The organism is Paracoccus angustae (assembly GCF_042648745.1).
GTDB classification, from domain to species: Bacteria; Pseudomonadota; Alphaproteobacteria; order Rhodobacterales; family Rhodobacteraceae; genus Paracoccus; species Paracoccus angustae.
Map to the genome: position 1 here is coordinate 1 of NZ_JBHRXY010000008.1, position 22,388 is coordinate 22,388.

The 22,388-nt window shown below is 70.1% G+C and carries 25 protein-coding genes, 1 pseudogene and 1 riboswitch; of the genes and pseudogenes, 18 read left to right on the forward strand and 8 right to left on the reverse strand.

The features are described from left to right. Window positions 1-412: 412 nt before the first annotated feature. From ACFOM8_RS11420 to cobU, 3 genes are read right to left on the reverse strand one after another with little or no spacing between them, the layout of a single operon-like run. Window positions 413-1,156, reverse strand: a complete 744-nt coding sequence (locus ACFOM8_RS11420) for an adenosylcobinamide-GDP ribazoletransferase (protein ID WP_377761471.1) — start codon at window positions 1,154-1,156, stop codon at window positions 413-415. Next, complete coding sequence (cobT, locus tag ACFOM8_RS11425) at window positions 1,153-2,163, reverse strand: nicotinate-nucleotide--dimethylbenzimidazole phosphoribosyltransferase (RefSeq protein ID WP_377761472.1); 1,011 nt, start codon at window positions 2,161-2,163, stop codon at window positions 1,153-1,155. The genes ACFOM8_RS11420 and cobT overlap by 4 nt, the downstream gene beginning before the upstream one ends. Continuing rightward, a complete protein-coding gene (gene cobU, locus ACFOM8_RS11430; protein ID WP_377761473.1) occupies window positions 2,163-2,672 on the reverse strand; it encodes a bifunctional adenosylcobinamide kinase/adenosylcobinamide-phosphate guanylyltransferase in 510 nt (169 codons plus the stop codon). Before cobU ends, cobT begins: the two co-directional genes overlap by 1 nt. A gap of 43 nt (window positions 2,673-2,715) precedes the next feature. On the opposite strand from cobU, the gene ACFOM8_RS11435 reads away from it, so the two are divergent. Genes ACFOM8_RS11435 through cobD form a run of 4 tightly spaced genes read left to right on the forward strand, consistent with a single transcriptional unit; the run spans window position 2,716 to window position 6,000 of the window. Continuing rightward, complete coding sequence (locus ACFOM8_RS11435) at window positions 2,716-3,297, forward strand: histidine phosphatase family protein (RefSeq protein WP_377761474.1); 582 nt, start codon at window positions 2,716-2,718, stop codon at window positions 3,295-3,297. After that, a complete protein-coding gene (locus tag ACFOM8_RS11440) occupies window positions 3,297-4,085 on the forward strand; it encodes a propanediol utilization protein (RefSeq protein ID WP_377761475.1) in 789 nt (262 codons plus the stop codon). Before ACFOM8_RS11435 ends, ACFOM8_RS11440 begins: the two co-directional genes overlap by 1 nt. Beyond that, on the forward strand, window positions 4,082-5,017 hold the full coding sequence (cbiB, locus tag ACFOM8_RS11445; RefSeq protein WP_377761695.1) for an adenosylcobinamide-phosphate synthase CbiB: 936 nt from the start codon (window positions 4,082-4,084) through the stop codon (window positions 5,015-5,017). The genes ACFOM8_RS11440 and cbiB overlap by 4 nt, the downstream gene beginning before the upstream one ends. 8 nt (window positions 5,018-5,025) lie before the next feature. After that, window positions 5,026-6,000: a threonine-phosphate decarboxylase CobD gene (gene cobD / locus ACFOM8_RS11450; RefSeq protein ID WP_377761476.1), complete on the forward strand. Its 975-nt coding sequence runs from the start codon at window positions 5,026-5,028 to the stop codon at window positions 5,998-6,000. A 159-nt stretch (window positions 6,001-6,159) separates the two neighbouring features. Here the strand turns inward: cobD and ACFOM8_RS23105 are convergent. Further along, window positions 6,160-6,285 (reverse strand): annotated as a pseudogene (locus tag ACFOM8_RS23105) (hypothetical protein); the annotation flags it as partial. A 118-nt stretch (window positions 6,286-6,403) separates the two neighbouring features. On the opposite strand from ACFOM8_RS23105, the gene ACFOM8_RS23110 reads away from it, so the two are divergent. Continuing rightward, window positions 6,404-6,568, forward strand: coding sequence for a hypothetical protein (locus tag ACFOM8_RS23110; protein WP_449301492.1), 165 nt, complete (start codon window positions 6,404-6,406; stop codon window positions 6,566-6,568). A gap of 121 nt (window positions 6,569-6,689) precedes the next feature. Here the strand turns inward: ACFOM8_RS23110 and ACFOM8_RS23115 are convergent, their stop codons facing one another. Both ACFOM8_RS23115 and cobO read right to left on the reverse strand, forming a co-directional pair. Next, complete coding sequence (locus ACFOM8_RS23115) at window positions 6,690-6,908, reverse strand: nucleotide-binding protein (RefSeq protein WP_449301493.1); 219 nt, start codon at window positions 6,906-6,908, stop codon at window positions 6,690-6,692. A 60-nt stretch (window positions 6,909-6,968) separates the two neighbouring features. Beyond that, the gene (cobO, locus tag ACFOM8_RS11460) at window positions 6,969-7,598 is read right to left on the reverse strand and encodes a cob(I)yrinic acid a,c-diamide adenosyltransferase (RefSeq protein ID WP_377761477.1); all 630 of its coding nucleotides are present in this window, start codon (window positions 7,596-7,598) and stop codon (window positions 6,969-6,971) included. Between the two features lie 506 nt (window positions 7,599-8,104). Next, a riboswitch (cobalamin riboswitch) is annotated at window positions 8,105-8,325 on the forward strand. 92 nt (window positions 8,326-8,417) lie between these two features. Between cobO and ACFOM8_RS11465 the strand changes: the two genes are divergently transcribed. The 7 genes from ACFOM8_RS11465 to cobJ are packed head-to-tail and all read left to right on the forward strand — an operon-like array spanning window position 8,418 to window position 16,414. After that, a complete protein-coding gene (locus ACFOM8_RS11465; RefSeq protein WP_377761478.1) occupies window positions 8,418-8,801 on the forward strand; it encodes a DUF1636 family protein in 384 nt (127 codons plus the stop codon). A gap of 2 nt (window positions 8,802-8,803) precedes the next feature. Beyond that, window positions 8,804-9,859: a cobalamin biosynthesis protein CobW gene (cobW, locus tag ACFOM8_RS11470; RefSeq protein ID WP_377761479.1), complete on the forward strand. Its 1,056-nt coding sequence runs from the start codon at window positions 8,804-8,806 to the stop codon at window positions 9,857-9,859. Between the two features lie 12 nt (window positions 9,860-9,871). After that, window positions 9,872-13,153, forward strand: coding sequence for a cobaltochelatase subunit CobN (gene cobN, locus ACFOM8_RS11475; protein ID WP_377761480.1), 3,282 nt, complete (start codon window positions 9,872-9,874; stop codon window positions 13,151-13,153). Further along, a complete protein-coding gene (cobG, locus tag ACFOM8_RS11480) occupies window positions 13,150-14,307 on the forward strand; it encodes a precorrin-3B synthase (protein ID WP_377761481.1) in 1,158 nt (385 codons plus the stop codon). The genes cobN and cobG overlap by 4 nt, the downstream gene beginning before the upstream one ends. A 3-nt stretch (window positions 14,308-14,310) precedes the next feature. Further along, window positions 14,311-14,940, forward strand: a complete 630-nt coding sequence (locus ACFOM8_RS11485) for a precorrin-8X methylmutase (RefSeq protein ID WP_377761482.1) — start codon at window positions 14,311-14,313, stop codon at window positions 14,938-14,940. After that, entirely contained in the window at window positions 14,937-15,665 is a 729-nt protein-coding gene (locus ACFOM8_RS11490) for a precorrin-2 C(20)-methyltransferase (protein WP_377761483.1), read from the forward strand. Before ACFOM8_RS11485 ends, ACFOM8_RS11490 begins: the two co-directional genes overlap by 4 nt. Then, entirely contained in the window at window positions 15,662-16,414 is a 753-nt protein-coding gene (cobJ, locus tag ACFOM8_RS11495; RefSeq protein ID WP_377761484.1) for a precorrin-3B C(17)-methyltransferase, read from the forward strand. Before ACFOM8_RS11490 ends, cobJ begins: the two co-directional genes overlap by 4 nt. Here the strand turns inward: cobJ and ACFOM8_RS11500 are convergent. Then, window positions 16,387-17,142 carry a cobalt-precorrin-6A reductase gene (locus ACFOM8_RS11500; protein WP_377761485.1) on the reverse strand — a complete coding sequence of 252 codons (756 nt, stop codon included), beginning with the start codon at window positions 17,140-17,142 and terminating at the stop codon, window positions 16,387-16,389. The two genes, cobJ and ACFOM8_RS11500, sit on opposite strands and share 28 nt — an antisense overlap. Here ACFOM8_RS11500 and cbiE point away from each other — a divergent pair. From cbiE to ACFOM8_RS11530, 6 genes are read left to right on the forward strand one after another with little or no spacing between them, the layout of a single operon-like run. Continuing rightward, window positions 17,141-18,340: a precorrin-6y C5,15-methyltransferase (decarboxylating) subunit CbiE gene (cbiE, locus tag ACFOM8_RS11505; protein WP_377761486.1), complete on the forward strand. Its 1,200-nt coding sequence runs from the start codon at window positions 17,141-17,143 to the stop codon at window positions 18,338-18,340. The genes ACFOM8_RS11500 and cbiE overlap by 2 nt on opposite strands. Further along, window positions 18,337-18,705 carry a cobalamin biosynthesis protein gene (locus ACFOM8_RS11510; protein ID WP_377761697.1) on the forward strand — a complete coding sequence of 123 codons (369 nt, stop codon included), beginning with the start codon at window positions 18,337-18,339 and terminating at the stop codon, window positions 18,703-18,705. The genes cbiE and ACFOM8_RS11510 overlap by 4 nt, the downstream gene beginning before the upstream one ends. Beyond that, window positions 18,702-19,496, forward strand: a complete 795-nt coding sequence (gene cobM / locus ACFOM8_RS11515) for a precorrin-4 C(11)-methyltransferase (protein ID WP_377761487.1) — start codon at window positions 18,702-18,704, stop codon at window positions 19,494-19,496. Before ACFOM8_RS11510 ends, cobM begins: the two co-directional genes overlap by 4 nt. Next, window positions 19,489-20,814, forward strand: coding sequence for a cobyrinate a,c-diamide synthase (locus ACFOM8_RS11520; RefSeq protein ID WP_377761488.1), 1,326 nt, complete (start codon window positions 19,489-19,491; stop codon window positions 20,812-20,814). The genes cobM and ACFOM8_RS11520 overlap by 8 nt, the downstream gene beginning before the upstream one ends. Further along, window positions 20,811-21,554 carry a precorrin-6A synthase (deacetylating) gene (gene cobF, locus ACFOM8_RS11525; RefSeq protein ID WP_377761489.1) on the forward strand — a complete coding sequence of 248 codons (744 nt, stop codon included), beginning with the start codon at window positions 20,811-20,813 and terminating at the stop codon, window positions 21,552-21,554. Before ACFOM8_RS11520 ends, cobF begins: the two co-directional genes overlap by 4 nt. After that, window positions 21,551-21,886: a DUF1636 family protein gene (locus ACFOM8_RS11530; RefSeq protein ID WP_377761490.1), complete on the forward strand. Its 336-nt coding sequence runs from the start codon at window positions 21,551-21,553 to the stop codon at window positions 21,884-21,886. The genes cobF and ACFOM8_RS11530 overlap by 4 nt, the downstream gene beginning before the upstream one ends. Here ACFOM8_RS11530 and ACFOM8_RS11535 read toward each other — a convergent pair. After that, window positions 21,883-22,377 (reverse strand): hypothetical protein, encoded by a 495-nt coding sequence (locus ACFOM8_RS11535; protein WP_377761491.1) that lies wholly within the window; start codon window positions 22,375-22,377, stop codon window positions 21,883-21,885. The genes ACFOM8_RS11530 and ACFOM8_RS11535 overlap by 4 nt on opposite strands. Window positions 22,378-22,388 lie beyond the last annotated feature (11 nt).

Consider the following 22,388-nt stretch of genomic DNA (forward strand, 5'->3'; position numbering starts at 1 on the left):
TTGCTCGCGCGGTCGCCATTGAAGGGCGATTTCCAGTGAAGGCGGTGGCAGAGACGCTGGGGGTTTCCCGCTCCAATAAAGGGCAAAGCGAAGCCGCGGCGGACCGCGCGATGTTCGCGGGGCGTTCGCGCCCGATGGTGCTTGCCCTCAGCGTGCCGCTCCTGTTCCTCAGTATGGTGCGAGGGTGTCAGCTGCATTCGGTCCGTCAGGGTGGTTCATGGCTCGTCTTGTTTACTCTTGTCGCTTTCGCAGACCGGATGCGCCTGGTCCTGCCGCCCCTCGGGCCGGCGGATGGCGATTCTGGTCAAGGTCGGAAACAGCCCAGAGGTGGTGCTGCCCGGCGATATGCCGAAGCGCGCCCGCGAACGGTTCGACAAGATCCTTGCCGACAACGCGCAGTGACCGTGCCTTGTCAGATGGCTGCCGACAGCGCCACCCAGCCTGCGGTTTCCGCCGTCACCTGGACCGCGCCCAGCACGTCGCCCGTCTGACCGCCCAGCCGGCGCCATGCCAGGATGGCGATCAGGCTGGCCGCGACGGCCATCACGCCAAGGATTGCGAAACCCTGAAACCCCAGCAGGACGGCCAGAATGGCCGAAAGCAGCGCCCCCGGCCACCATGCACCGCGCAAGCCTTGGGCGGCGCCGCGACCAAGACCGCGATCGCGGGCGGCTGGCAGCATCTCCATTACCCCGACCATGGCGAGGCGGCTTGCCACGCTGACCATGATGAAGGCCGCAAGGGAAACGGTGTGCGCAAGATCCGCAAGCGCCCCGGCGCCCATCGGGATGACGATCATCAGGGCCAGCGCACCGAAGCTGCCGATCCGGCTGTCGCGCATGATCTCCAGCCGCCGCTGCGGGTCGCGCCCGCCCATCCCGTCGGCCATATCGGAAAGGCCGTCATGGTGCAGCCCGCCGGTCACGGCGGCGAGGGCGGCGATGGCCAGCATCGCCGCGACCAGAGGCGGCAGGCCGATGGGCCCGCCCAGCCTCAACACCGACCAGCCGATCAGCCCCACGGGCAGTCCCACAAACGGCAGGGCCCAACGGGCGGCATGGATCGGCGGCACAGGCTCGGCCAGGGGGGCCGCCGGCAGAACGGTCAGGATCATCAGCGCCAGCCGGGCTTCGTCGATCCTGCGCCGCAGGCTCATGCGCCGGACACTCCGGCCTCGGCAAAGGTTGCCATGCCATTGTGGCAGGCAAGCGCCCCCCGCAGGACGCCAAGCGCCAGCGCCGCGCCGGTGCCTTCGCCCAGCGACATGCCCAGATCCAGGATCGGCCTCTTGCCTAGGGCCGCCGACAGGGCGCGATGCCCCGGTTCGCCGCTGAGATGGCCGACAAGGCAGTGATCCAGCAGCGCGGGATCGGCCGCGGCCAATGGCGCGACGGCGGCCGAGCAGATGAAGCCGTCCAGCAGCACCGGGATGCGCGCCAGGCGCGCGGCCAGCACGGCGCCGCAGATCGCTGCCTGTTCCCGCCCGCCAAGCGCCGCCAGCAGGCTCAGCGGCGGCCGATGGCCGTGCCGGGCGACGCCGCGGGCCACGACATCGGCCTTCAGCGCAATCCGCGCGGCATCTGCGCCGGTGCCCGGTCCCACCCAGTCCCGCGCCGCGCCGCCAAAGGCGCCATGCCCAAGCGCCGCCGCGATGGTGGAATTGCCGATCCCCATCTCGCCCAGCAGCAAAAGGTCGGCTTGCGGATCGACGGCGGCCCCGCCCCGTGCCAGGGCGTCGAGGCATTCGGCCTCGGTCATCGCCGGGCCTTCGGTGAAATCGGCGGTCGGCCGGTCCACATCCAGGGCGATCACCGTCAGATCGGCGCCGGCCGTGCGGCAAAGCTGGTTGATCGCCGCGCCGCCCGCCTGGAAGTTCGCAACCATCTGGCCCGTCACCGCCTGGGGAAACGGGTTCACCCCCTGCGCGCAGACTCCGTGATTGCCCGCAAAGACGATGGCCTGGGCATGGTCGATCCGCGGCCGGTCGGTGCCGCGCCAGCCTGCCAGGAAGATGGCAAGTTCCTCCAGCCGGCCAAGGGAACCGGGGGGCTTCGTCAACTGCGCCTGCCGCGCGCGCGCGGCCCTGGCGGCCGCCTCGTCGAAGCGGGGCAGGTCGAGGCGAAGGATCTCGTCCAACGAGCGGAGGGGCGGCAGGGCGGTCATTACGGCTTGATCCTCAGCGGCTGTCCCGCGACGCAAAGCCAAAGCTCGTCGCAAGCTTCGGCAACTCTCTGGTTGGCAATCCCCGCCGCATCGCGGAAGGCGCGGGCCAAGGCATTGTCGGGGACAATGCCCCAGCCGACCTCGTTCGTGACCATGACCACGGGCGAGGCCAGGCGGGGCAGCAGGTCCGTCAATCCCGCCACGGCGGCTTCCAAGTCGTGCCCGGCCAGCATCAGGTTCGACAGCCACAGCGTCAGGCAATCGACCAGCCGCGGGGGGCCGCCATCCGTTTCCTTCAGCACCTGGGACAGGGCAAGCGGCTCGGCCAGCGTGGTCCAGTCGGCGCCGCGCCGGGCTTGGTGGCGGGCGATCCGGTCGGTCATTTCGGCGTCGCGGGCTTCGGCAGTGGCGATGTAGAGGGCGGGCCGGGCCAGCGACAGCGTCACGCCTTCGGCAAAGGTGCTCTTGCCCGAACGGGCGCCGCCGGTGATCAGAATCGACTTCGTCATCGAGACGTGAAAGAGCAGGTTTGCCGCTGTTTGGAAAGCCGAAATGACGCCGATCACGACCCCCGAGCTTGTGCTGGTCCGCCATGCGCCCGCCCAAACGGACGGCCGCCTTTGCGGGCGGCGCGACGTGGCCGTCCGCAAAGGCGGGCTGGCGTCGGTCGGCGGGATTGCAGCCGCGCTGAGGTTCTGCACGCAAGTGGCGACAAGCCCCGCCTTGAGATGCCGGCAGACGGCCGAGGCATTGTTCCCCGGGCGCGCGCTGCATCAGGACGCCCTGCTGTGGGAGCAGGACTTCGGGGCGCACGAAGGCCTGTCCCCCGCCGATCTGCCCGACCTGGGCCAGATGACCCGCGCCAAGCTTGCCACCCTTGCCCCGCCGGGCGGCGAAAGCTTCGCGGACATGGTGGACCGCGTGTCGCCCGCGCTGCACGATCTGGCCCGGCGCGCGGTCGCCAAAGGCCCGGTCGCCGTCATCGCCCATGCCGGCACCGTGCGAGCCGCGCTGGCCCTGGCGCTGGATGACCTGGGCGCGGCCCTGGCCTTCGAGGTGGCGCCCTTGTCGGTCACGCGTCTGCGCTGTCTGCCGGGCGGGTTTTCCGTCATATGCGTGAATGCCGTGATCTGATGGTCTTCGTTGCCGGGCATTTCGGGGAATGGTTGCAGGGCCTTTGGGGGTCCGAGGGGCGGATCGCGCTTGTCACGATGGCCTGCCCGGCGCATGGCGCATGGGCCGATGTCGGACCGGCGGACAGATTGCTGCTGGAACGGACCGGGCTGATCGACGGCGATCGCTGCGCCAGGTTCCTTGCCGCCCTGGGCCTGCCCGCGCGGGGGCGCATCCGGCTGTCGCCCGACCTGCCGCCCGGCGGCGGCGCGGGCATGTCCACGGCGGCGCTGGTGGCGCTGGCCAGGGCCGCCGGCGCGCCCGAGGAGCGGATCGCCGCCGCCTGCCTTGCCGTCGAGGGCGCAACGGATCCGCTGATGCTGCGGCTGCCCGATGCCGTTCTTTGGGCGCCAAGGGAAGCGCGGGTGCTTCAAGAGATGCCGCCGCCCCCCAGGGCCGAGATCGTCGGCGGCTTCTGGGGACCGCCCGTCCGCACAAACCCTGCGGATCGGCGCTTTCCACGGATTGATGATCTGATCGACGCCTGGATGGAAGGCCCTGACCTTCACGAGGCGGCTCGGCTGGCCAGCCTTTCCGCCGAACGCGCAACAGCCCTGCGCGGCCCGGCCGACGAGCCGACTGCCGATCTCGCCCGCCGCCTGGGAGCCTTGGGCTTTGCGCGGGCCCATACCGGCTCTGCCCGCGCCCTGATCTTCGCGCCCGGCGCGGTTCCGGACGGCGCCGAAACGGTTCTTGCGGCCGCAGGATATGCCGGTTGCCTGCGCTTCCGGACCGGGGGCAGGCCATGACCTTTGCCGCGATGATGGCGGTTGCGCTGGCGGTTGACGCGGCTCTGGGCTGGCCCGCCGGCCTTTACCGCCGCATCGGCCATCCTGTCGTCTGGATCGGCAGGCTGATCGTCGGGACCGAGGCGCGGTGGAACCGGGGCGGGGCATGGCGGCGGCGCATCGCTGGGGCGGCTTGCGTGACCGTCATCCTTGCGGCCGTTGTTCTGCCTGCCGCCGCCGTTCAGGCGGTCCTGCCGTCAGGAACGACGGGGATCATGGCCGGCGCGATCTTGGCCTGGCCCTGGATCGCGGCGCGGTCGCTGCACGATCATGTCGCAGCCGTCGCTCTTCCCTTGGCGCGGGGCGACCTGCCTGGCGCACGGGCGGCAGTCGCCATGATCGTCGGACGCGACCCCGCAAGGCTGGATAAGGCCGGTGTGGCCCGCGCGGCGCTGGAAAGCCTGGCCGAGAACGCCTCTGACGGCGTGGTCGCACCGCTGTTCTGGGGGGCTGTCGCCGGGCTGCCGGGACTGGTTGGCTACAAGGCGGTCAACACGCTCGATTCCATGATCGGCCATCGCGACGCCCGGTATGAGGACTTCGGCAAGGCCGCCGCGCGGCTCGATGATCTGGCGAACCTGATCCCCGCGCGGCTGACGGGGCTTGCGCTTGCGCTTGCCTGCCGTCGCCCCGCTGCGGCGTTCCGCGCCATGCTGCGGGACGCCCGGCATCACCGGTCGCCGAACGCGGGCTGGCCCGAGGCGGCAATGGCCGGCGCGCTGGGCGTCCGCTTGTCGGGACCGCGCGCCTATGGACACCGGATCGCCGACGAGCCATGGCTGAACGCAGGCAAACCGGATCCCGCCGCAAGGGAAATTCACCAAGGACTTGCGCTTTACCGCCGGGCCATGATCCTGTGCGGCGCCGGACTTGTTGTCCTGGCGCTGATCTGAGGAACGGAATGCGCGACCATGGCGGCGACCTGGACCGGGCGCGCGCGGCCTTTGGCGGCAGCGACTGGATCGACCTTTCCACCGGGATCAACGCGATCGCCTATCCGGTGCCGCCGCTGCCGTCACATGCCCTGATCGCATTGCCGACGGGTTCGGATATCCGCGCGCTCGAAACCGTGGCGGCACGCGCCTATGGGACGCGAACCTCCATTGTGGCCCTGGCGGGGGCGCAGGCGGCGATCCAGCTGATGCCGCGGCTTGCCCCGGCTGGCCGGGCAGCGGTGCTGACACCCACCTACAACGAACATGCGGCTGCGCTGCGCGCGCAAGGATGGGCGGTGGAGGACGCGCCGGACCCCGAGGCGATGGCCGGGGCCGATCTTGCCGTGGTGGTCAATCCGAACAACCCCGACGGACGGCATTGGACGCCGGATGTCCTGGAGCGGTTGGCCGGACGGGTCGGGCTTCTGGTGGTGGACGAAAGCTTCGCCGATCCCTGTCCCCGGCTGTCCCTGGCTCCGCGCCTTGCGGATCTGGGCGAGCGTGTCCTGGTCCTGCGATCCTTCGGAAAGTTCTTCGGGCTTGCCGGTTTGCGGCTGGGCTTTGCGCTTGGCGGGGCGGAAACGGTGGCGCATCTGCGGTCGCTCGCCGGTCCCTGGGCGGTCGGGGGCCCGGCCATCGTCACAGGCATGGCCGCGCTGTCGGACCGGAAATGGCACCGCGAAACCTGCCGGCGACTGGCCCGCGACGCGGTGCGGCTTGACGGGCTGGCCGCAGGTTCCGGATGGCGTCTGGTGGGCGGCACGCCGCTGTTTCGGACCTATGAAACCGGCGATGCCGCAACCGTGCAGAACTGGCTGGCACGCGCGGCGATCTGGACCCGCCGATTTCCATACAGCACCGGCTGGCTGCGGCTTGGCCTGCCGGGAACCGAGGCGGCATGGCAGCGGCTGGAAGCCGCCCTGGCGCGCCAGGGCCAATAGGCCATCCACGTCAAGATGCGCCTCCAGATGCGCCTCCAGATGTGCGGCCAGCGCATTCAGCGCCGCCCGCATGGCAGAAGGGACGGGCGCGGTCAGGCCCGTCGGTTTGCCGATATGGATTTCATGGCCGGCAAATGCCGTCCCGCTGGCCGCGTGGACGGCCGTCACACCGGTCAGCCGTTTCCTTGCCGTCATCACGGTTGTCACGTCCAGCAGGCCAGGTCCGGAATCGGCGCCTGCCGGTCCCTCAAGTCCCCCTGGGTCCGCCACCTCGCGTCCTGGCATCTGGCAGCCGCCGCAGATGCCCAGCACATGACCGCCGCGCCGCAGATGCGCGGCAAGGTCGGTATGTCAACACTGCGCGCGCAAAAAGGCCGGATCCCCCCCGTGTCGATTTGGTGCCGTGCAGGATCACCAGACCCGCATCGCCCGGAATCGCCCGGTCGGGGCCCGGCATGATCAGCCGCACGCCGGGTTCCTGCGCCAGCGGATCCGGATCGTCGAAATCCGCGATCCGGCCGAAGGCAAGGCTGACAATGTGCAGGCCGCCGTCGCGGCGCGGCGATGACAGGTCCATCGCGTCCTCGGCGGGAAGCTTCCAGGCATCGGCAACCCGGGGACAGACGCCGAACCCGCGCCAGCCGGTTTGCGCCTCGATCAGCCTGTCGCCATGGTCGAACAGGCTCGGGTCATCGCGGAAGCGGTTGATCGGGAAACCCGCGACGGTGGCCGCATCGGCCTTGACGATGGGCGCGGCCGATCTCGCCCCAGGCAGCGGTGGCGGCGGCGTTGTTGGACATGTTCTGCGGCTTGAACGGCGCGACCGACAGGCCCCGCCTGTCCGCGGCCCGGCAAAGGCCCGCGACCAGCAGCGACTTGCCGACATTGCTGCCGGTGCCCTGGATCATCGACGCGTGGCCCAGGGGGTCAGCTTGCCGAAGCGGCTGACCCAAGGTCTACGGCAACCATCAGAACTCGACCCCTTTCTGGGCCTTCACGCCGTCCCTGAACGGGTGTTTCAGAAGCGACATCTCGGTCACAAGATCGGCGGCCTCGATCAGCTCGGGCCTGGCGTTGCGGCCCGTCAGGCAGACATGGGTCATCGGCGGCTTTTGCGTCAGCAGGAAATCGACCACCTCGTCGATATCCAGATAGTCATAGCGCAACGCGATGTTGATCTCGTCCAGAAGAACGAAGCGGATCCGGGGATCGAGGATCTGCTGCTTGGCGATTTCCCAGCCGTTCCGGGCGGCCGCCACGTCGCGGTCGCGGTCCTGGGTTTCCCAGGTAAACCCCTCGCCCGACACGAAGAAGCGGCATTCCCCGGCGAAATGGGCCTGCAAAAGCCGCTTTTCGCCCGTTTCCCATGTGCCCTTGATGAACTGCACGACCGCGCAGGGCATGCCCCAGGCGATGCAGCGCATGATCATGCCGAAGCCCGAGGACGACTTGCCCTTGCCCGTGCCGGTATGGACGATGATCAGGCCCTTTTCCTCGGTCTTGCCGGCCATCATCTTGTCGCGCGCGGCCTTGATCCGCTTCATCTTCTCGTTGTGACGGGCAGTGGTTTCGCTGCTGTCCGTGGCGGTGTTGCTCATCATGAACTCCGGAGAAGGTCGGCCGGAGGCCACGAAACCACAGGGCAGGGCGGCAGGCAAGTCAGCGCCGGGCACCGCTGAAGAAGGCGCGCGGCGGCGGCCCGGACCCCGGCAGGATCAGCCCGCCATTGGCCGTCCGGCCTGCGCACCACAGGCCGGCAGCGATGCCGGGCGTTCCGACCACGCGCGCAGGAACTGCCAGCACGATCAGGCGAAAGGCAATTCCGGTGCCGCGCCGCGCCCTCGGTCCTTCAGCGGTCCGCCGCGAAGGCGCATGCCGAGACCGCCATGACCAGCCTGTTCGTCGCCCCCCATCGTCAGGGCGTGCTGCCGGGCCGCCGGCGGCAGAGCCTGTGTTTCGAGTGCGATTTTCCGATGTGGCAGCCCACGGCTAGCCGCTGGCAGCGGCAACGGTCAGAAACGTTGTCCCGCCCGGCCGGACCCGGATCGCCGCCGTGTCGACCTGTGCCATGTCGTCCATTCGCCTTGACAATCCCGCCGGGCCAGTACCAATGAGGACTGCTGGTTCCTGTCCCAGGACAGGTGAAAAGGGAATGCGACCGGGGTTCGCGCCTGCAACCCCAAAGCGCAGCCGCCCCCGCGACCGTGACCGGAGAGGTCGCCCGATGGCCACTGTGTGCAGCCGCGCATGGGAAGGCCGGGCGCCCGCCAGGGTATCCCCCTGACATCCGCAAGCCGGGAGACCTGCCAGCAGGACGATGTGAACCGGGCGGGGTGTCCCGGGGTGTCGGACAGGCAGCCGCGCCCGGCTGCATATCCGTGCCTTGCCCCGCCGCGAACCCTGTGGAGAGCGTGGCCGTGCAACATGCGGAGAACGTCGACCTTCTTGTCTGCACCTGTTGCCGCCGGCAGGGCGCGCCGGGCGATGCCGAGCGCGCCGGAACCCGCCTGTTCCGCCGCCTGGCCGAACGCCGCCTGCCCGGCGTGACCGTCCGGGCGGTCGAATGCCTGTCGAACTGTTCGCAGGGCTGCACCATCGCGTTGCGTGGCAGGGGGCGCTGGACCTATGTCTATGGCCGCCTGGACGACGGCGCCGATGTCGACACCGTTCTGGAAGGCGTCGCGAAATATCAGGCTACGGATGACGGCGTTGTTCCGTGGCGCGAACGCCCCGAGCATTTCCGCAGGAACTGCATCGCCCGCATCCCCCCTTTGCCCACCCTTGCCGCAGGAGACACCTGAACATGTCCAGCCTTGAAAAGCTTCCCGTCACCGTCATCACGGGCTTCCTGGGGTCGGGAAAGACCACGCTGATCACGCATCTGATGAAGAACCCCGGCGGCAGGCGGCTGGCGGTGATCGTGAACGAATTCGGCGACGTCGGCGTGGACGGCGAAATCCTGAAAGGCTGCGCGATCCCCGAATGCCCGGCGGAAAACATCGTGGAACTGGCCAATGGCTGCATCTGCTGCACCGTCGCCGACGAGTTCATCCCGACGATCGAGGCGCTGATGGCGCTGGACCCGCGTCCCGACCATATCCTGATCGAGACCAGCGGGCTGGCCTTGCCGAAGCCGCTGCTGAAGGCCTTCGACTGGCCCGACATCCGCTCGAAGATCACCGTGGACGGCGTCATCGCCCTTGCCGATGCCGAGGCGGTGGCGGCAGGGCGCTTTGCGCCCAATGTCGCGGCGGTGGACGCGCAGCGGCTGGCCGATGACAGCATCGACCATGAAACACCCTTGTCCGAGGTGTTCGAGGACCAGATCGCCTGCGCCGACATCGTTCTGCTCACCAAACCCGATCTGGCCGGTCCCGAAGGGATCGCACAGGCAAAGGCGGTCATCGCGGCCGAGGCGCCGCGCCCCCTGCCGGTCGTCGAGGTGGCCGAGGGCGCGGTCGATCCGCGCGTGATCCTGGGCCTGGGGGCTGCGGCCGAGGATGACATGGACGCGCGGCCCAGCCATCATGACGGCGCGGATGATCACGAACACGACGACTTCGACAGCGTCGTGATCGACCTTCCCGAGATTTCGGACCCTGCAACGCTTCTCGCGCGGATCACGGAACTTGCCGACCGGCAGAACATCCTGCGCGTCAAGGGCTATGCCGCCGTCGCGGGCAAGCCGATGCGGCTTCTTGTCCAGGCGGTCGGCGCACGGGTCCGCCACCAGTACGACCGTCCGTGGCGGCCCGAGGAAGGGCGGCGGGGCCGGCTGGTCGTTATCGCCGAACATGACGATATCGACGCGGCCGCGATCCGGGGTATCCTGCTGCCGGACGCCGCCACGGCGGAATAGGGCAAGGGACCGATGCACGTCATCTTCCGCGAAAGCCACGGGCTGGAGGAAACCGAGACGCCGACCGATCTGGGCCAGGCGCCCGCCGATCTGGTCGTGCTGTCCTTTTCCGACAGCGACCTTGGCGCCTTCGCGGCGGGCTGGCACCGGGGCAACGGGGCCGAGGGAGGCTTGCCCTCGTTGCGGCTGGCCAATATCGCGGCGCTGAAGCATCCGCTGTCGGTCGATACCTATCTGGATCAAACGCTGGCGGGCGCGAAGGGCATCCTGATCCGACTGATCGGCGGGTTGCCCTATTGGCCCTATGGCCTGCAACAGATCGAGACGCTGGCGCGCGCGCGGGGCATCGCCCTGGCGGTGCTGCCCGCCGATGGACGGCCCGATCCCCGGCTGGATGCGGTTTCGACGGTCCCGGCCTCGACCCTGCGGCGGCTGGGCCGGCTATGCGACATGGGTGGCGCGGTCGCGGCGCAGGCGGCGCTGGCGCAACTGGCCCTGGCGGCGGGAATTCATGCCGATCCCGTGCCGGGATCGAAGCCGCTGCCGCAGACGGGTCTCTGGACGCCCGAGGACGGGGCGGCCTGCCCCGCGCCGGATCGGGACGGACCGCCGCTGGCTGCCGTGGTGTTCTACCGTTCCTATCTGGTTGCGGCCGATCTTGCGCCCATCGAGACGCTTTTTGCGGCCCTTCGCGCGCGGGGTTTCCGGGTCGTCGGGCTGTTTGCGCCGTCGCTGAAATCGCCGGATGTGCGGGACTGGCTGGAACAGCAGGTGGCGCGGCTGGCGCCTTCGGCCATCGTCAACGCAACCGCTTTTTCGGCGCGTGGAGAAACTGGGGCCTCGCCGCTGGACGGGGCGGGCGTGCCGGTGTTCCAGGTCGCATTGTCCACCGCGACGCGCAAGGTCTGGGATGCATCCGCTCGCGGGCTGTCGCCCGCCGACCTGGCGATGCATGTGGTCCTGCCCGAGGTGGACGGGCGGATCTTCGCAGGCGTCGTTTCCTTCAAGCAGCCCGGCAGGCGCGACCCGCATCTGCAATTCGCCCGTTTCGCCCATGCCGCCGAACCCGAGCGTATCGACGCCGTGGCCGACCGCGTGGCGGCCTGGCACCGGCTGGCCGTTACCCGGCCCGAGGCGAAGCGGTTGGCGCTTGTGCTGTCCACCTATCCGGGAAGGGACTGGAACATGGCCCATGCCGTCGGCCTTGACGCCCTTGCCTCGGCCGAGGCGATCCTGGAAGACCTGCGCGCGGCGGGCCACCGCATCGCCCCCGGCGCGCCGCTGCAAGACGCGCTGGCCAGCGACCGCATCCATTGGCCGATGGCCGCCTATCGCGCGGCCCTGTCGCGCCTGCCCAAGCCGTTGCAGGACGATCTGCTGGCGGCTTGGGGGCGGCCCGAGGGCGATCCCGACGCCGGGGCCAAAGGCTTTGCCTTTGCTGCCGTCCGGCGCGACAATGCCCTTGTCGCGCTTCAGCCCGAACGCGGCACGCCCGCCTTGCGCGACGCGGAATATCACGACCTGTCACGGGTGCCGCGGCATGGCTATGTCGCCTTCTACCTGTGGCTTCGGGAACAGGCCGACGCGCTGATCCATGTCGGCGCCCATGGCACGCTGGAATGGCTGCCCGGGAAATCGGTGGCCCTGTCCCCGGCTTGTTGGCCCGAGGCGCTGATCGGCGACCTGCCGGTCATCTATCCTTTCATCGTCAACGACCCCGGCGAGGCTGCGCAGGCCAAGCGGCGGATCGGCGCCGTCACCATCGGCCATGTCCCGCCGCCGCTGAAGACCGCGGGCACGCCGCAGCGCCTTGCCCGGCTGGAAGCGTTGCTGGACGAGTTTTCCAACGCCGACGGGCTTGACCCGCGCAGGCGCACCCGGCTGATCGCCGACATCCGTGACGAGGCGCAGGCGCTTGGCGTCGAGCGTGACCTGGGGATCGAGGCCTTGTCCTGCCCGTCCGAGGCGATCACCCGGATCGACCGCTTCGTCTGCGATGTCAAGGAAAGCCAGTTCGGCGATGGGCTGCACGTCTGGGGCCGTCCGCCGCCGGAAGGGGCGACCTTTGACGCCGCCGCTTCGGCCGCCGCCGAACGGCAGGCGCTTGTGGATGCCATGGCGGGCCGCCGCATCGAACCCGGCCCCTCGGGGTCACCTTATCGGGGCCGGACGGACGTGCTGCCCACGGGACGCAACCTGTTCGCCACCGACCCGCGCGCCGTGCCCACGCGGGCCGCGTTCCGGCAGGGCGTCACGCTGGCCGGCGAGCTGATCCGCCGGCACTTGCAGGATCACGGCGACTGGCCGCGGGGCCTGGTTGTCGATCTCTGGGGTTCGGCCACCATGCGCACGGCGGGCGAGGAATTCGCGATGGCCCTGGCGCTGCTGGGCGTGCGGCCGTTGTGGGACGAGGGGTCCGAGCGTGTCGGGGGCATCGAGGTCATTCCCATCGCCGAACTCGACCGGCCCCGCATCGACGTGACCCTGCGCGTCTCCGGCCTGTTCCGCGACGTGTTCCCGACGCTCTCGGCGCTGTTCCAGCAGGCGGTCCGCGTTCTGGCCGCGCGCGACGAGGCGCCGGACTGGAATCCCTATGCCGGTCGTGACGGGCCGCGCGTCTATGGTCCCGCGCCGGGCAGCTTCGGCTTGGGCATGGGCTCAAGCCTGGGGGATTATTCCGATGCCGGACGGGTGGCGGCGGGCGAAGCCTGGCTGGCGGCATCCGCCTGGGCGCTGGACGGCGACAGGCAGGTTCGCGATCTTGACGGGTTGAAGGCCCGCGTGGCAAGGGCCGACGCTTTCGTCCACCCCCAGGATCTGCCGGAAACCGACCTGCTGCTGGCCGAGGACTATGCCAGCCACGAGGCGGGCTTTGCCGCCGCGCAGGCCGTCGCAGGCGGACGGGCCGCGCTGTATCACCTGGACAACACCGATCCCTCGCGCCCCCGAGCCCGCCCCCTGACCGAGGAAATCGCGCGCGTCGTGCAGGCCCGGGCCGCCAATCCGGCCTGGATCGCGGGAATGCGGCCCCACGGCTTTCGCGGCGCGGCCGAGATCGCGGCGACGCTGGAAAACATGGCGGCCTTCGCGCATCTGGCAGGCGTGGTCGGGCCGCACCTGTTCGACCAGTTCTGGGACAGGACGCTGGGCGACCCCGAAGTGACGCGCTTTCTGGAGAACGCCAACCCCGCCGCCCTTGCCGCCCTGCGCGCGCGTTTTGCCGAACTTCACGCGTCGGGCCTTTGGCAATCGCGCCGCAATTCCATCCTTGCCGATCTGGGGGCAGACAGATGAGCGCGCCCGCGATCCGCGGATGGTGTCCCGGCGCGCACCGGCCCATGGCCGCGGGCGACGGGCTGGTGGTCCGCGTGCGCCCGCCGATGGGTGAGCTGAGCCCGGGGCAGGCGCACGGGCTGGCAGGGCTTGCCAAGCGCTTCGGCAACGGCTTTGTCGAGCTGACCAACCGGGGCAATTTGCAGCTCCGCGGCGTCGATGCGGGGGATCATCTGCCGCTGATTGATGCGCTGATGGCGCTTGGTCTGCTTGACGAGAATGGGGGCGTCGAACGGCGGCGGAACGTCGTGGCCGATCCGTTTGGGGGGCTTGGTCCAAACGACGTGCAGGCCCGGGTCGCACGGGCGCTGGCGCGCGGCCTCGGGTTGTCCGACTTCGCGGCCCTCCCTGCGAAATTCGGTTTTGTCGTGGATGCCGGTCCCCTCCGCCACCTGTCGGATGTCAGCGGCGACATCCGCGTCGAGGCCTCCGGGGACAGGCTGATCGTCCGTGCGGATGGCTGCCCGACCGGGCGGGCGGCAGCGGATGCCGAAACGGCTGCGGAGTGCGCGCTGGCGATGGCGCGGTGGTTTCTCGGTTCGGGCGGCGTCGGGACGGATGGCCGTGGCCGCATGGCGCGCCACCTGGCCCAGGCTGCCTTGCCGCCGGAGCTTGCCGGTGATCTGCGGCCGAACCCTGCCGCCTCCGCGCCGCGTCCCGGCCAGCGGTCCGAAGGGATTTTGGCAGCCGTCGCCTTTGGCCAGCTTGCGTCGGAGGATCTGTCGCATCTTGCCGCTTCGGCACCGCTGCTGCGGATCACCCCTTGGCGCATGGTCTTCCTGCCGGGGCTGCGCGACATGCCTTCGGCAGGCGGGTTGCTGACCGACCCCGCAGATCCCCTTCTGCGGGTCCATGCCTGCACGGGCGCGCCGGGTTGTCCGCAGGCGAGTATCGAAACCCGCGCGCTTGCCCGTTCTCTGGCGCCCTTGGTGCCAGCGGGCGGCACGCTGCACGTGTCGGGCTGCGCCAAGGGCTGCGCCCATCCCGCGCCTGCCGACCTGACGCTGGTCGGACGCGACGGCGCGCTTGATCTTGTCAGGGCGGGTGCGCCGTGGGATGAGCCGCATCGGCGCGGCATCCCGCCCCGCCATGTCGCGGCCACGCTTGGCGGATGAAGCATGCCCTATACCTATGAAACCGACGGTGCGGCGATCTATGCCCAAAGCTTCGCGACGATCCGGGCCGAGGCCGAACTGGCCCGGTTCGACCCCGACGAGGAGCCGGTCGCCGTCCGCATGATCCACGCCGCCGGGATGGTGGGGCTGGAAACCCATCTGCGCTTTTCGCCCGGCGCTGTCGCGGCGGCGCGAAACGCCTTGCAGGACGGCGCGCCGATCCTGTGCGATGCGCGCATGGTCAGCGAGGGGATCACCCGCGGGCGTTTGCCTTGCGGCAATCCGGTGATCTGCACGCTGCACGCGCCCGAGGTGCCCGACCTTGCCGGGCGGCTTGGCACCACCCGCTCGGCCGCCGCGCTGGAATTGTGGCGGCCCCATCTGGGCGGCAGCCTTGTCGCCATCGGCAACGCCCCCACGGCGCTGTTTCACCTGCTGGAGATGCTGGAGGATCCGGCCTGTCCGCGCCCGGCGGCGATCATCGGCTGCCCGGTGGGCTTTGTCGGGGCGGCGGAATCCAAGGCCGCGCTGTGGCAGGCCCGGCCCGCCCCCTGCATGATCGTCGAAGGGCGGCTTGGCGGCAGCGCGATCACCGTGGCCGCCGTGAACGCCATTGCGAGCCGCGCCGAATGACCGTGGGGACCATCTTCGGCGTGGGGCTTGGTCCCGGCGATCCAGACCTGATGAGCGTGCGCGCCGACCGCCTGGTGCGCGGGGCGCGCCACGTCGCCTATTTCCGCAAGGCGGGACGGGCAGGGCGGGCGCGGACCATTGTCGGGGGGATGCTGCGCGCCGATGCGCGGGAAATCGCGTTGGAATACCCCGTGACGACCGAAATTCCCTTGGAGGATCCGGCCTATGCCGAATGTCTCTCGGGCTTTTACGCGGGGGTTTCGCAGCAGTTGCGCGACCTGGCCCGGGCGGGCGAGGATGTGGTCGTGCTGTGCGAGGGTGATCCGTTCTTCTACGGATCCTTCATGCATCTTCATGCCCGGCTCCAGGGCCATGTTCCGGTCCGGGTGATCCCCGCGATCACCGGCATGTCGGCGGCCTGGACCGCCACGGACATTCCCGTCACCTGGGGCGACGACGTGATGACGGTTCTTCCCGGCACGATGCCCGCCGCCGAACTTGCGCGCCGCATGGGCGATGCCGATGCGATCGTCGTGATGAAGCTGGGGCGCAACCTGCCCAAGGTGCGGGCGGCCTTGCGGGCGGCAGGCAAGCTCGACCACGCCTGGCTGGTCGTCTGCGCCAGCATGGAAGGCGAACGCGTCATCCCCCTGTCGCAGGCAGGCGACGGTGCCGTGCCCTATTTCTCGATCGTCATCGTCCACGGCCAGGGCCGGCGTCCATGAGCGGGTGGGTCGTCATCGCGGGCCTTGGTCCCGGCAGTCCGGATCTGGTCACGCCCGAGGTCGCCGCCGCCCTGGCCGGGGCGACCGATCTGGTCGGATACGCCCCCTACCTGAGCCGGGTGGCGCCGCAGCCCGGACAGATCCGGCACGAGACGGACAACCGCGAGGAGCTGGACCGCGCCCGCCACGCCCTGACGTTGGCGGCATCCGGCAAGCGCGTGGTGGTCGTCAGTTCCGGCGATCCTGGCGTCTTTGCCATGGCCTCGGCGGTGTTCGAGGCGGTCGAGGCCGGTCCGCCAGACTGGCGCGGCCTGGACATCCGCGTCCTGCCCGGCGTGACCGCGATGCTGGCCGCTGCCGCGCGGGCGGGCGCGCCCCTGGGCCACGATTTCTGCGCGATCAACCTGTCCGACAACCTCAAGCCCTGGGCGGTGATCGAAAACCGCCTGTCGCTGGCGGTCCGGGCGGATTTCGCCATCGCGCTTTACAACCCCCGCTCGAAGGCGCGGCCCGACGGCTTTGGCCGCGCGCTTGCCCTGTTGCGCGAGCGATGCGAACCGGGGCGGGTGATGATTTTCGCCCGCGCCGTTTCGACCCCCGACGAGTCGCTGCGCATCGTCACCCTGGCCGAGGCCATGCCCGGGATGGCGGACATGCGCACGGTGGTCCTGATTGGATCGGCGGCCACGCGGATCATCCCCCGAGCCGGAATGCCTTTCGTCTACACGCCCCGGTCGGTGCCGGAATGATCCAGCCAGTCCAAAACCGCCGCCACGTCATGCACCTCGGACCGCGCGGGTGGGGCAGGGCGGTCGATCATCACGACCGGCAAGCCCAACGAACGGGCTGCCGCGATCTTGGCATGGGCGCCTGTGCCGCCCGCGTTCTTGGACACGACGATCTGGATGCCGTGGCGCCGCATCAGCGCAAGGTCCGTGGCCGTGTCGAAAGGGCCGCGATCCACGATCACCTCTGCATCCGGGAAGGGCAGGGGGGCCGCAGGCGGATCGACCAGACGCAACAGATAGAAGTGCTGCGGGTTCGGCGCGAACGCGGCAAGGTGCATCCGCCCCACGGCCAGCATCACGCGGCTGCGCGCCCGGTCAAGCGTGGCAGCGGCCCCTGCGATGTCCGGCACGCGGATCCAGCGGTCGCCGGGCTGCGCCACCCATGGCGGACGCGTCAGCGCGATCAGCGGCACGCCCGCCGTGGCGCAGGCCTCCACGGCATTGCGGCTCATTTGCGCGGCAAAGGGATGGGTGGCATCAACGACATGGGTGATTTCCTGCGCCCGCAGGTAATCGGCAAGCCCCGCCGCCCCGCCGAACCCGCCCACGCGCTGCGGCAAGGGCTGGCGCAAGGGCTGGGCCACACGGCCCGCATAGGACATCGTTGCCGCGATGCCGCCCTCGGCCGCCGCGCGGGCCAGGGCCGTGGCCTCGGTCGTGCCGGCAAGGATCAGAAGGCGCGGGCGCATGGCTGAGGCTCCGTGGCTGACCATCCTAGGTTTGGGCGAAGATGGCCCGGACGGCCTGCCGCCCGCAAGCAGGCAGGCGCTGGCTGCGGCCGAGGTCGTCATGGGTTCGTCGCGGCACCTGGCGCTGCTGCCCCAGACGGGCGCGGAACGGATCGAATGGCCGGTGCCCTTCGCCGACGGGCTGCCGGTCCTGACGGCGCTCCGCGGGCGGCGCGTGGTCGCGCTGGCCTCGGGCGATCCGTTCTGGTTCGGGGCGGGCTCGGTCATCGCCCGCACGCTTGGCCGGAACGAATGGCGCGCCCTGCCTGGGCCGTCGACCTTTTCGCTGGCGGCGGCCCGGCTGGGCTGGCCGTTGGAGACGACGCTGTGCCTTGGGCTTCACGCCGCGCCGTTGTCGCGCCTTCGCCCCCAACTTGCGCCGGGGGTCCGGGCGATCCTGCTGCTGCGCGACGGCGCGGCGGTGGAGGCGCTGGCCGGCTATCTCGCGGGCGAAGGCTTCGGCGCCAGCCGGCTGACCGTGCTTGAGGCGCTTGGCGGCCCGGCAGAGCGGATCACCGGGGCGCGGGCCGATGCCCTGCCCGCGGCGGCCTTCGCGCATCCGGTCGCTGTGGCCGTGACGGTCGAGGGCGGCGGCCCGGTCGTTCCCTGTGCCAGCGGCATTGATGACGCGCTGTTCGACAGCGACGGCCAGATGACCAAGCGTCCGGTGCGGGCACTGGCGCTGTCCGCGCTGGCCCCCCGTCCGGGCGAGATGCTGTGGGACATCGGCGGCGGCTCGGGTTCCATCGTGATCGAATGGCTGCTGTCCCATCGCGGAACGCAGGCGGTCAGCATCGAGGCGCGTGCGGACCGCGCGGCGCGCATCCGCGCCAATGCCGACCGGCTGGGGGTGGATCGCCTCCGGGTCGTGCAGGGCATCGCCCCCGATGCGCTGGACGGGCTTGCCACGCCACAAGCGGTTTTTGTGGGCGGTGGGCTGTCCGAGCCGCTTCTGACCGACCTGACCGGGCGCCTTTCCCCCGGCACGCGGCTGGTCGCCCATGCTGTCACCCTTGAATCCGAGGCCTTGCTGACCCATTGCGCGCATCGCCTGGGCGGCGACCTGCTTCGCATCGCCCTGTCCGAGGCAACGCCGCTTGGTTCCAGGCGCGGCTGGCGGTCGGCCTTTCCGGTGGTGCAATGGCGGGTGACGCTGTGATCGCCGCAGGCTTCGGGTTCCGTGCGGACGCAACGGCCGAAAGCCTGGCCGACGCCCTGGACCGGGCGGGCGGGGCAGCGGGCGTGGACGTATTGGCCACGGCGGGCGACAAGGCATCGGCCCCGGTCTTTCAGAACTTCGCGCGACGGCTGGGCCTGCCGGTGCTGGCCATCGACGCAGCCAGCCTCATGGCGCAACAAACGACGACCCGGTCCCCGGCATCGCTGGCGGCCCGGCAGACGGGAAGCCTGGCCGAGGCGGCGGCGCTTGCCGCGGCCGGACCAGGGGCGCGGCTTGTCGCCACGCGCCGCATCTCGGGCAACGGCATGGCGACCTGCGCGCTGGCAAGGGGAAGGGACGCATGACGGTGCATTTCATCGGCGCCGGACCGGGCGCGCCCGATCTTCTGACCCTGCGCGGGCGCGACCTGATCGCGGCCTGTCCCGTCTGTCTTTACGCCGGATCGCTGGTCCCGAAGGCCGTCCTGGCGCATTGCCCCGCCGATGCGCGGATCGTGAACACGGCACCCCTGGATCTGGACGCGATCATGGCTGAAATCGCCGCGGCCCATGCAGACGGCCATGATGTCGCGCGGCTGCATTCGGGCGATCTGTCGATCTGGTCGGCCATGGGCGAACAGTTGCGCCGTCTCGAGGCGATGCGCATTCCCTTTACGGTCACGCCCGGCGTGCCGTCCTTTGCGGCGGGGGCCGCGGCGCTCGGGGTGGAACTGACCTTGCCGGGCGTGGCGCAGTCGGTGGTGCTGACCCGAACGCCGGGCCGCGCGTCCTCCATGCCGCCGGGCGAGACGCTGGCGGCCTTCGGGGCCACCGGCGCCACGCTGGCGCTGCATCTGTCGATCCAGAACCTGGCCCAGGTGATCGCCGATCTGGTGCCGCATTACGGCGCCGATTGCCCGACTGCCGTTGTCTGGCGGGCAAGCTGGCCCGACCAGAGGATCGTGCGCGCGACCCTGGCAACGATCCAGGCGGCCCTGCCCCAGGGGATGGAGCGCACCGCCCTGATTCTTGTCGGCCGCGCCCTTGGTGCGGCGCAGTTCGACGAAAGCCGCCTTTACGCCCCCGATTACGATCGCCGCTATCGCCCGCAATCGGCGGGCAGCCCCTGGGCCGAATGGAGCGAAGGCGATGACTAGGGGGTCGGATTTTCCGCCGGGGCTGCTTGTCTCGGCCCCGTCATCGGGCACGGGCAAGACAACGGTGATGCTGGGCCTGTTGCGGGCCTTGGCCGAGGATGGGCTGGCGGTCCAGCCGTTCAAGTCGGGCCCAGACTACATCGACCCGGCCTTTCACGCTGCGGCCGCCGGGCGGGCCTCGTTCAACCTCGACAGCTGGGGCATGGGCGAGGATCTGTTTTTCGCCATCGCGGCGCAGGCGAAGGGGGCCGACATCTGCCTGGCCGAAGGGTCGATGGGGCTTTACGACGGCGTGGCCACCCTTGGCCGCATGGGCTTCGGATCCAGTGCGGAAACCGCAAAAGCGATGGGCTGGCCGGTGATCCTTGTTCTGGACGTGGGCGGGCAGGCGCAATCGGCGGCGGCGACGGCCCTGGGTTTTGCGCATTACCATCCCGACCTTCCTTTCGCCGGCGTGATCCTGAACCGGGTCGCCTCGGCCCGGCATGAACGGCTTGCTCGTTTGGGCATGGAGGGGGCGGGCTTGAGCGTGCTTGGCGCGCTTCCCCGGCGCGGCGATCTTGTCCTGCCGGAACGCCATCTTGGCCTGGTTCAGGCGGCCGAACATCCCGATCTCGAGGCCGCCATTGCAGGCTATGCGGGCTTTCTGCGCGCGCATGTGGATTTGGGCGCGATCCGCGCCGCGGCGCGAGGCCGGGCGCCCGGGGCCGCAGCCATCCTGCCACCGCCGCCCGCGCAGCGGATCGCGCTGGCGCAGGACGCGGCCTTTTCCTTCACCTACCCGCATCTTCTGGAAGGCTGGCGAACGGCGGGGGCCGAGGTGCTGCCCTTCTCACCGCTGGCCGACGAGGCGCCGGATCCCCATGCCGATCTTGTCTGGCTTCCCGGCGGCTATCCCGAACTGCACGGGGGCCGGATCGCCGCCGCCGCGCGTTTCCGCGACGGATTGCTGCGCCACGCCGCCACCAGGCCGGTCCATGGCGAATGCGGGGGATACATGGCCCTGGGCGCCGCGCTGATCGACAAGGCCGGGCAGCGGCACCAGATGGCGGGATTGCTGGGGCTTGTCACCTCGTATGCAACCCGCAGGCTCCATCTGGGCTATCGCCGGGCGGTGCTGCATGCAGCCATGCCCGGACATGCCGCAGGCGCCGCGTTGCGAGGACACGAGTTCCATTATTCCACGATCCTCGACCAGCCCGACCCGCCGCTGGCCACGGTCGCCGACGCCGACGGCGCGGTTCTGGCCGAGACCGGCTCGCGGCGGGGCCATGTCACCGGCACCTTCTTCCACCTCATTGCCGGCGAGGCGCGATGACAGAGCTTTGGCTTGTCGGGATCGGGACGGGCAATCCCGACCATGTCACCCTTGAAGGGCGCAAGGCCTTGCGGCAGGCCGCCCTGGTGCTGATCCCGCGCAAGGGGACCGACAAGGCCGACCTGGCCGAATTGCGGCACAGCATCCTGCGCGACTGCGGCAGCACCGCGCCGGTGGCCGAGTTCGACATGCCTGTCCGGGACGACCGCCTGCCCTATGCCGATCGCGTCCGGCTTTGGCACGACGCGATCGGCCGCATCTGGGCGGACATCATCGGCCGGGCCGGACCCCGGGGTCCGGTTGCCCTGCTGGTCTGGGGGGATCCGGGGCTCTACGATTCGACGCTGCGCATCGCGGCCCGTCTGGAGCCTTGTCCCCGCATCCGCGTCGTTCCGGGGATCACCGCGTTGCAGGCGCTGACCGCGGCCCATGCGATCCCCTTCAACACGGTGAACGGGGCCGTGACGGTGACAACCGGCCGCCGGCTGCGCGATCACGGCTGGCCCGCGGGGGCGGAAACCGTGGCCGTGATGCTGGACGGCGATTGCAGTTTCCGAATTCTGGCCAAGCGCGATCTCTGTATCTGGTGGGGCGCGTTCCTGGGAATGCCCGAGGAACTGCTGATCAGCGGCCCGCTGGCCGAGACCGCCCCGCGCATTGTCGCAGAGCGCGCCCTGGCGCGCGAACGTCACGGCTGGATCATGGACACCTATCTTTTGCGAAAGGTCGTGCGGGCATGACCCGCGATGCCGTTCACATCCACATCTGCCGAAGCTGCGGCGGCGGGAATTGGGCGGCGCTTCTGGCGGCAATCGACGCGGCGGATTTGCCCGTGCCCGTGCGGATCAACGAACAGGCCTGCATGAACGGCTGCGCCCGCCCGGTGTCCCTGGCCTTGCAGTCACAGGGCCGCGCGACCTGTTTCTTTGCCGGCGTCGATCCCTGCGACGATGCGGCCGACATCGTCGCGACCCTGCGGGCCTATCTGGCCGCACCCGCAGGCTGGATCGAGGACGCGCGGCCCTGCGGCAGGCTGCGCCATCGCCTCGTCGGCCGGGTTCCCGCGATCTAGTTCGCGATCACCACGGTTTGCGCCACGGGTTTGCCCGCCACCGACAGCGGCCGGTGATCGTTGGCGTTCAGCGTGACCTCGACCGTGACCTCGCCGGGCGGCAGGTTATCCAGATGCAGCCAGGGGCCATAAAAGCGGCCCAGCTTGACGCCGTTGACATAGACATGGGCATGCCCTTCGCCGGGCACGTGGTCGCGGCTTGCATGTTCGGGCGCGAAGGCGAAATTCGCGGTATCCAGGCGCAGGTTCCAGCCGGTCGTCGGGTCGCGCGACAGATCCAGCGCCAATGTCGGCGCGGCATCGTCGGCGGGCAGAGACAGCGGCGTGTCATGGTCATGCCCGGCATCCGGGGATGACGCGTGGACGCCATGATGGGCCGGGTTGCCGTGATCGTGCCCGTCCAGCGTGACGCCGTTCGACGCCGCGACGGCAAAGCCGATGCCGCCGCCAAGGACCAGCCCGATCAGAAGAAGGGGGATGGAGCGATCCATGCACAACTCCT

What these genes read in the sequence shown, in the direction of transcription:
- cobT (WP_377761472.1), bottom strand. Translation starts at nt 2,163, where the DNA reads ATGACCGCCCTGCCGCCCCTCCGCTCGTTGGACGAGATCCTTCGCCTC.
- cobW (WP_377761479.1), top strand. Translation starts at nt 8,804, where the DNA reads ATGTCCAGCCTTGAAAAGCTTCCCGTCACCGTCATCACGGGCTTCCTG.
- ACFOM8_RS11490 (WP_377761483.1), top strand. Translation starts at nt 14,937, where the DNA reads ATGACCGTGGGGACCATCTTCGGCGTGGGGCTTGGTCCCGGCGATCCA.
- cobG (WP_377761481.1), top strand. Translation starts at nt 13,150, where the DNA reads ATGAGCGCGCCCGCGATCCGCGGATGGTGTCCCGGCGCGCACCGGCCC.
- ACFOM8_RS11530 (WP_377761490.1), top strand. Translation starts at nt 21,551, where the DNA reads ATGACCCGCGATGCCGTTCACATCCACATCTGCCGAAGCTGCGGCGGC.
- cbiE (WP_377761486.1), top strand. Translation starts at nt 17,141, where the DNA reads ATGGCTGAGGCTCCGTGGCTGACCATCCTAGGTTTGGGCGAAGATGGC.
- cbiB (WP_377761695.1), top strand. Translation starts at nt 4,082, where the DNA reads ATGACCTTTGCCGCGATGATGGCGGTTGCGCTGGCGGTTGACGCGGCT.
- ACFOM8_RS11500 (WP_377761485.1), bottom strand. Translation starts at nt 17,142, where the DNA reads ATGCGCCCGCGCCTTCTGATCCTTGCCGGCACGACCGAGGCCACGGCC.
- cobD (WP_377761476.1), top strand. Translation starts at nt 5,026, where the DNA reads ATGCGCGACCATGGCGGCGACCTGGACCGGGCGCGCGCGGCCTTTGGC.
- ACFOM8_RS11485 (WP_377761482.1), top strand. Translation starts at nt 14,311, where the DNA reads ATGCCCTATACCTATGAAACCGACGGTGCGGCGATCTATGCCCAAAGC.
- cobM (WP_377761487.1), top strand. Translation starts at nt 18,702, where the DNA reads ATGACGGTGCATTTCATCGGCGCCGGACCGGGCGCGCCCGATCTTCTG.
- cobJ (WP_377761484.1), top strand. Translation starts at nt 15,662, where the DNA reads ATGAGCGGGTGGGTCGTCATCGCGGGCCTTGGTCCCGGCAGTCCGGAT.
- ACFOM8_RS11520 (WP_377761488.1), top strand. Translation starts at nt 19,489, where the DNA reads ATGACTAGGGGGTCGGATTTTCCGCCGGGGCTGCTTGTCTCGGCCCCG.
- cobO (WP_377761477.1), bottom strand. Translation starts at nt 7,598, where the DNA reads ATGAGCAACACCGCCACGGACAGCAGCGAAACCACTGCCCGTCACAAC.
- cobU (WP_377761473.1), bottom strand. Translation starts at nt 2,672, where the DNA reads ATGACGAAGTCGATTCTGATCACCGGCGGCGCCCGTTCGGGCAAGAGC.
- ACFOM8_RS23115 (WP_449301493.1), bottom strand. Translation starts at nt 6,908, where the DNA reads ATGATCCAGGGCACCGGCAGCAATGTCGGCAAGTCGCTGCTGGTCGCG.
- cobF (WP_377761489.1), top strand. Translation starts at nt 20,811, where the DNA reads ATGACAGAGCTTTGGCTTGTCGGGATCGGGACGGGCAATCCCGACCAT.
- ACFOM8_RS11535 (WP_377761491.1), bottom strand. Translation starts at nt 22,377, where the DNA reads ATGGATCGCTCCATCCCCCTTCTTCTGATCGGGCTGGTCCTTGGCGGC.
- ACFOM8_RS11440 (WP_377761475.1), top strand. Translation starts at nt 3,297, where the DNA reads ATGGTCTTCGTTGCCGGGCATTTCGGGGAATGGTTGCAGGGCCTTTGG.
- ACFOM8_RS11435 (WP_377761474.1), top strand. Translation starts at nt 2,716, where the DNA reads ATGACGCCGATCACGACCCCCGAGCTTGTGCTGGTCCGCCATGCGCCC.
- ACFOM8_RS11420 (WP_377761471.1), bottom strand. Translation starts at nt 1,156, where the DNA reads ATGAGCCTGCGGCGCAGGATCGACGAAGCCCGGCTGGCGCTGATGATC.
- cobN (WP_377761480.1), top strand. Translation starts at nt 9,872, where the DNA reads ATGCACGTCATCTTCCGCGAAAGCCACGGGCTGGAGGAAACCGAGACG.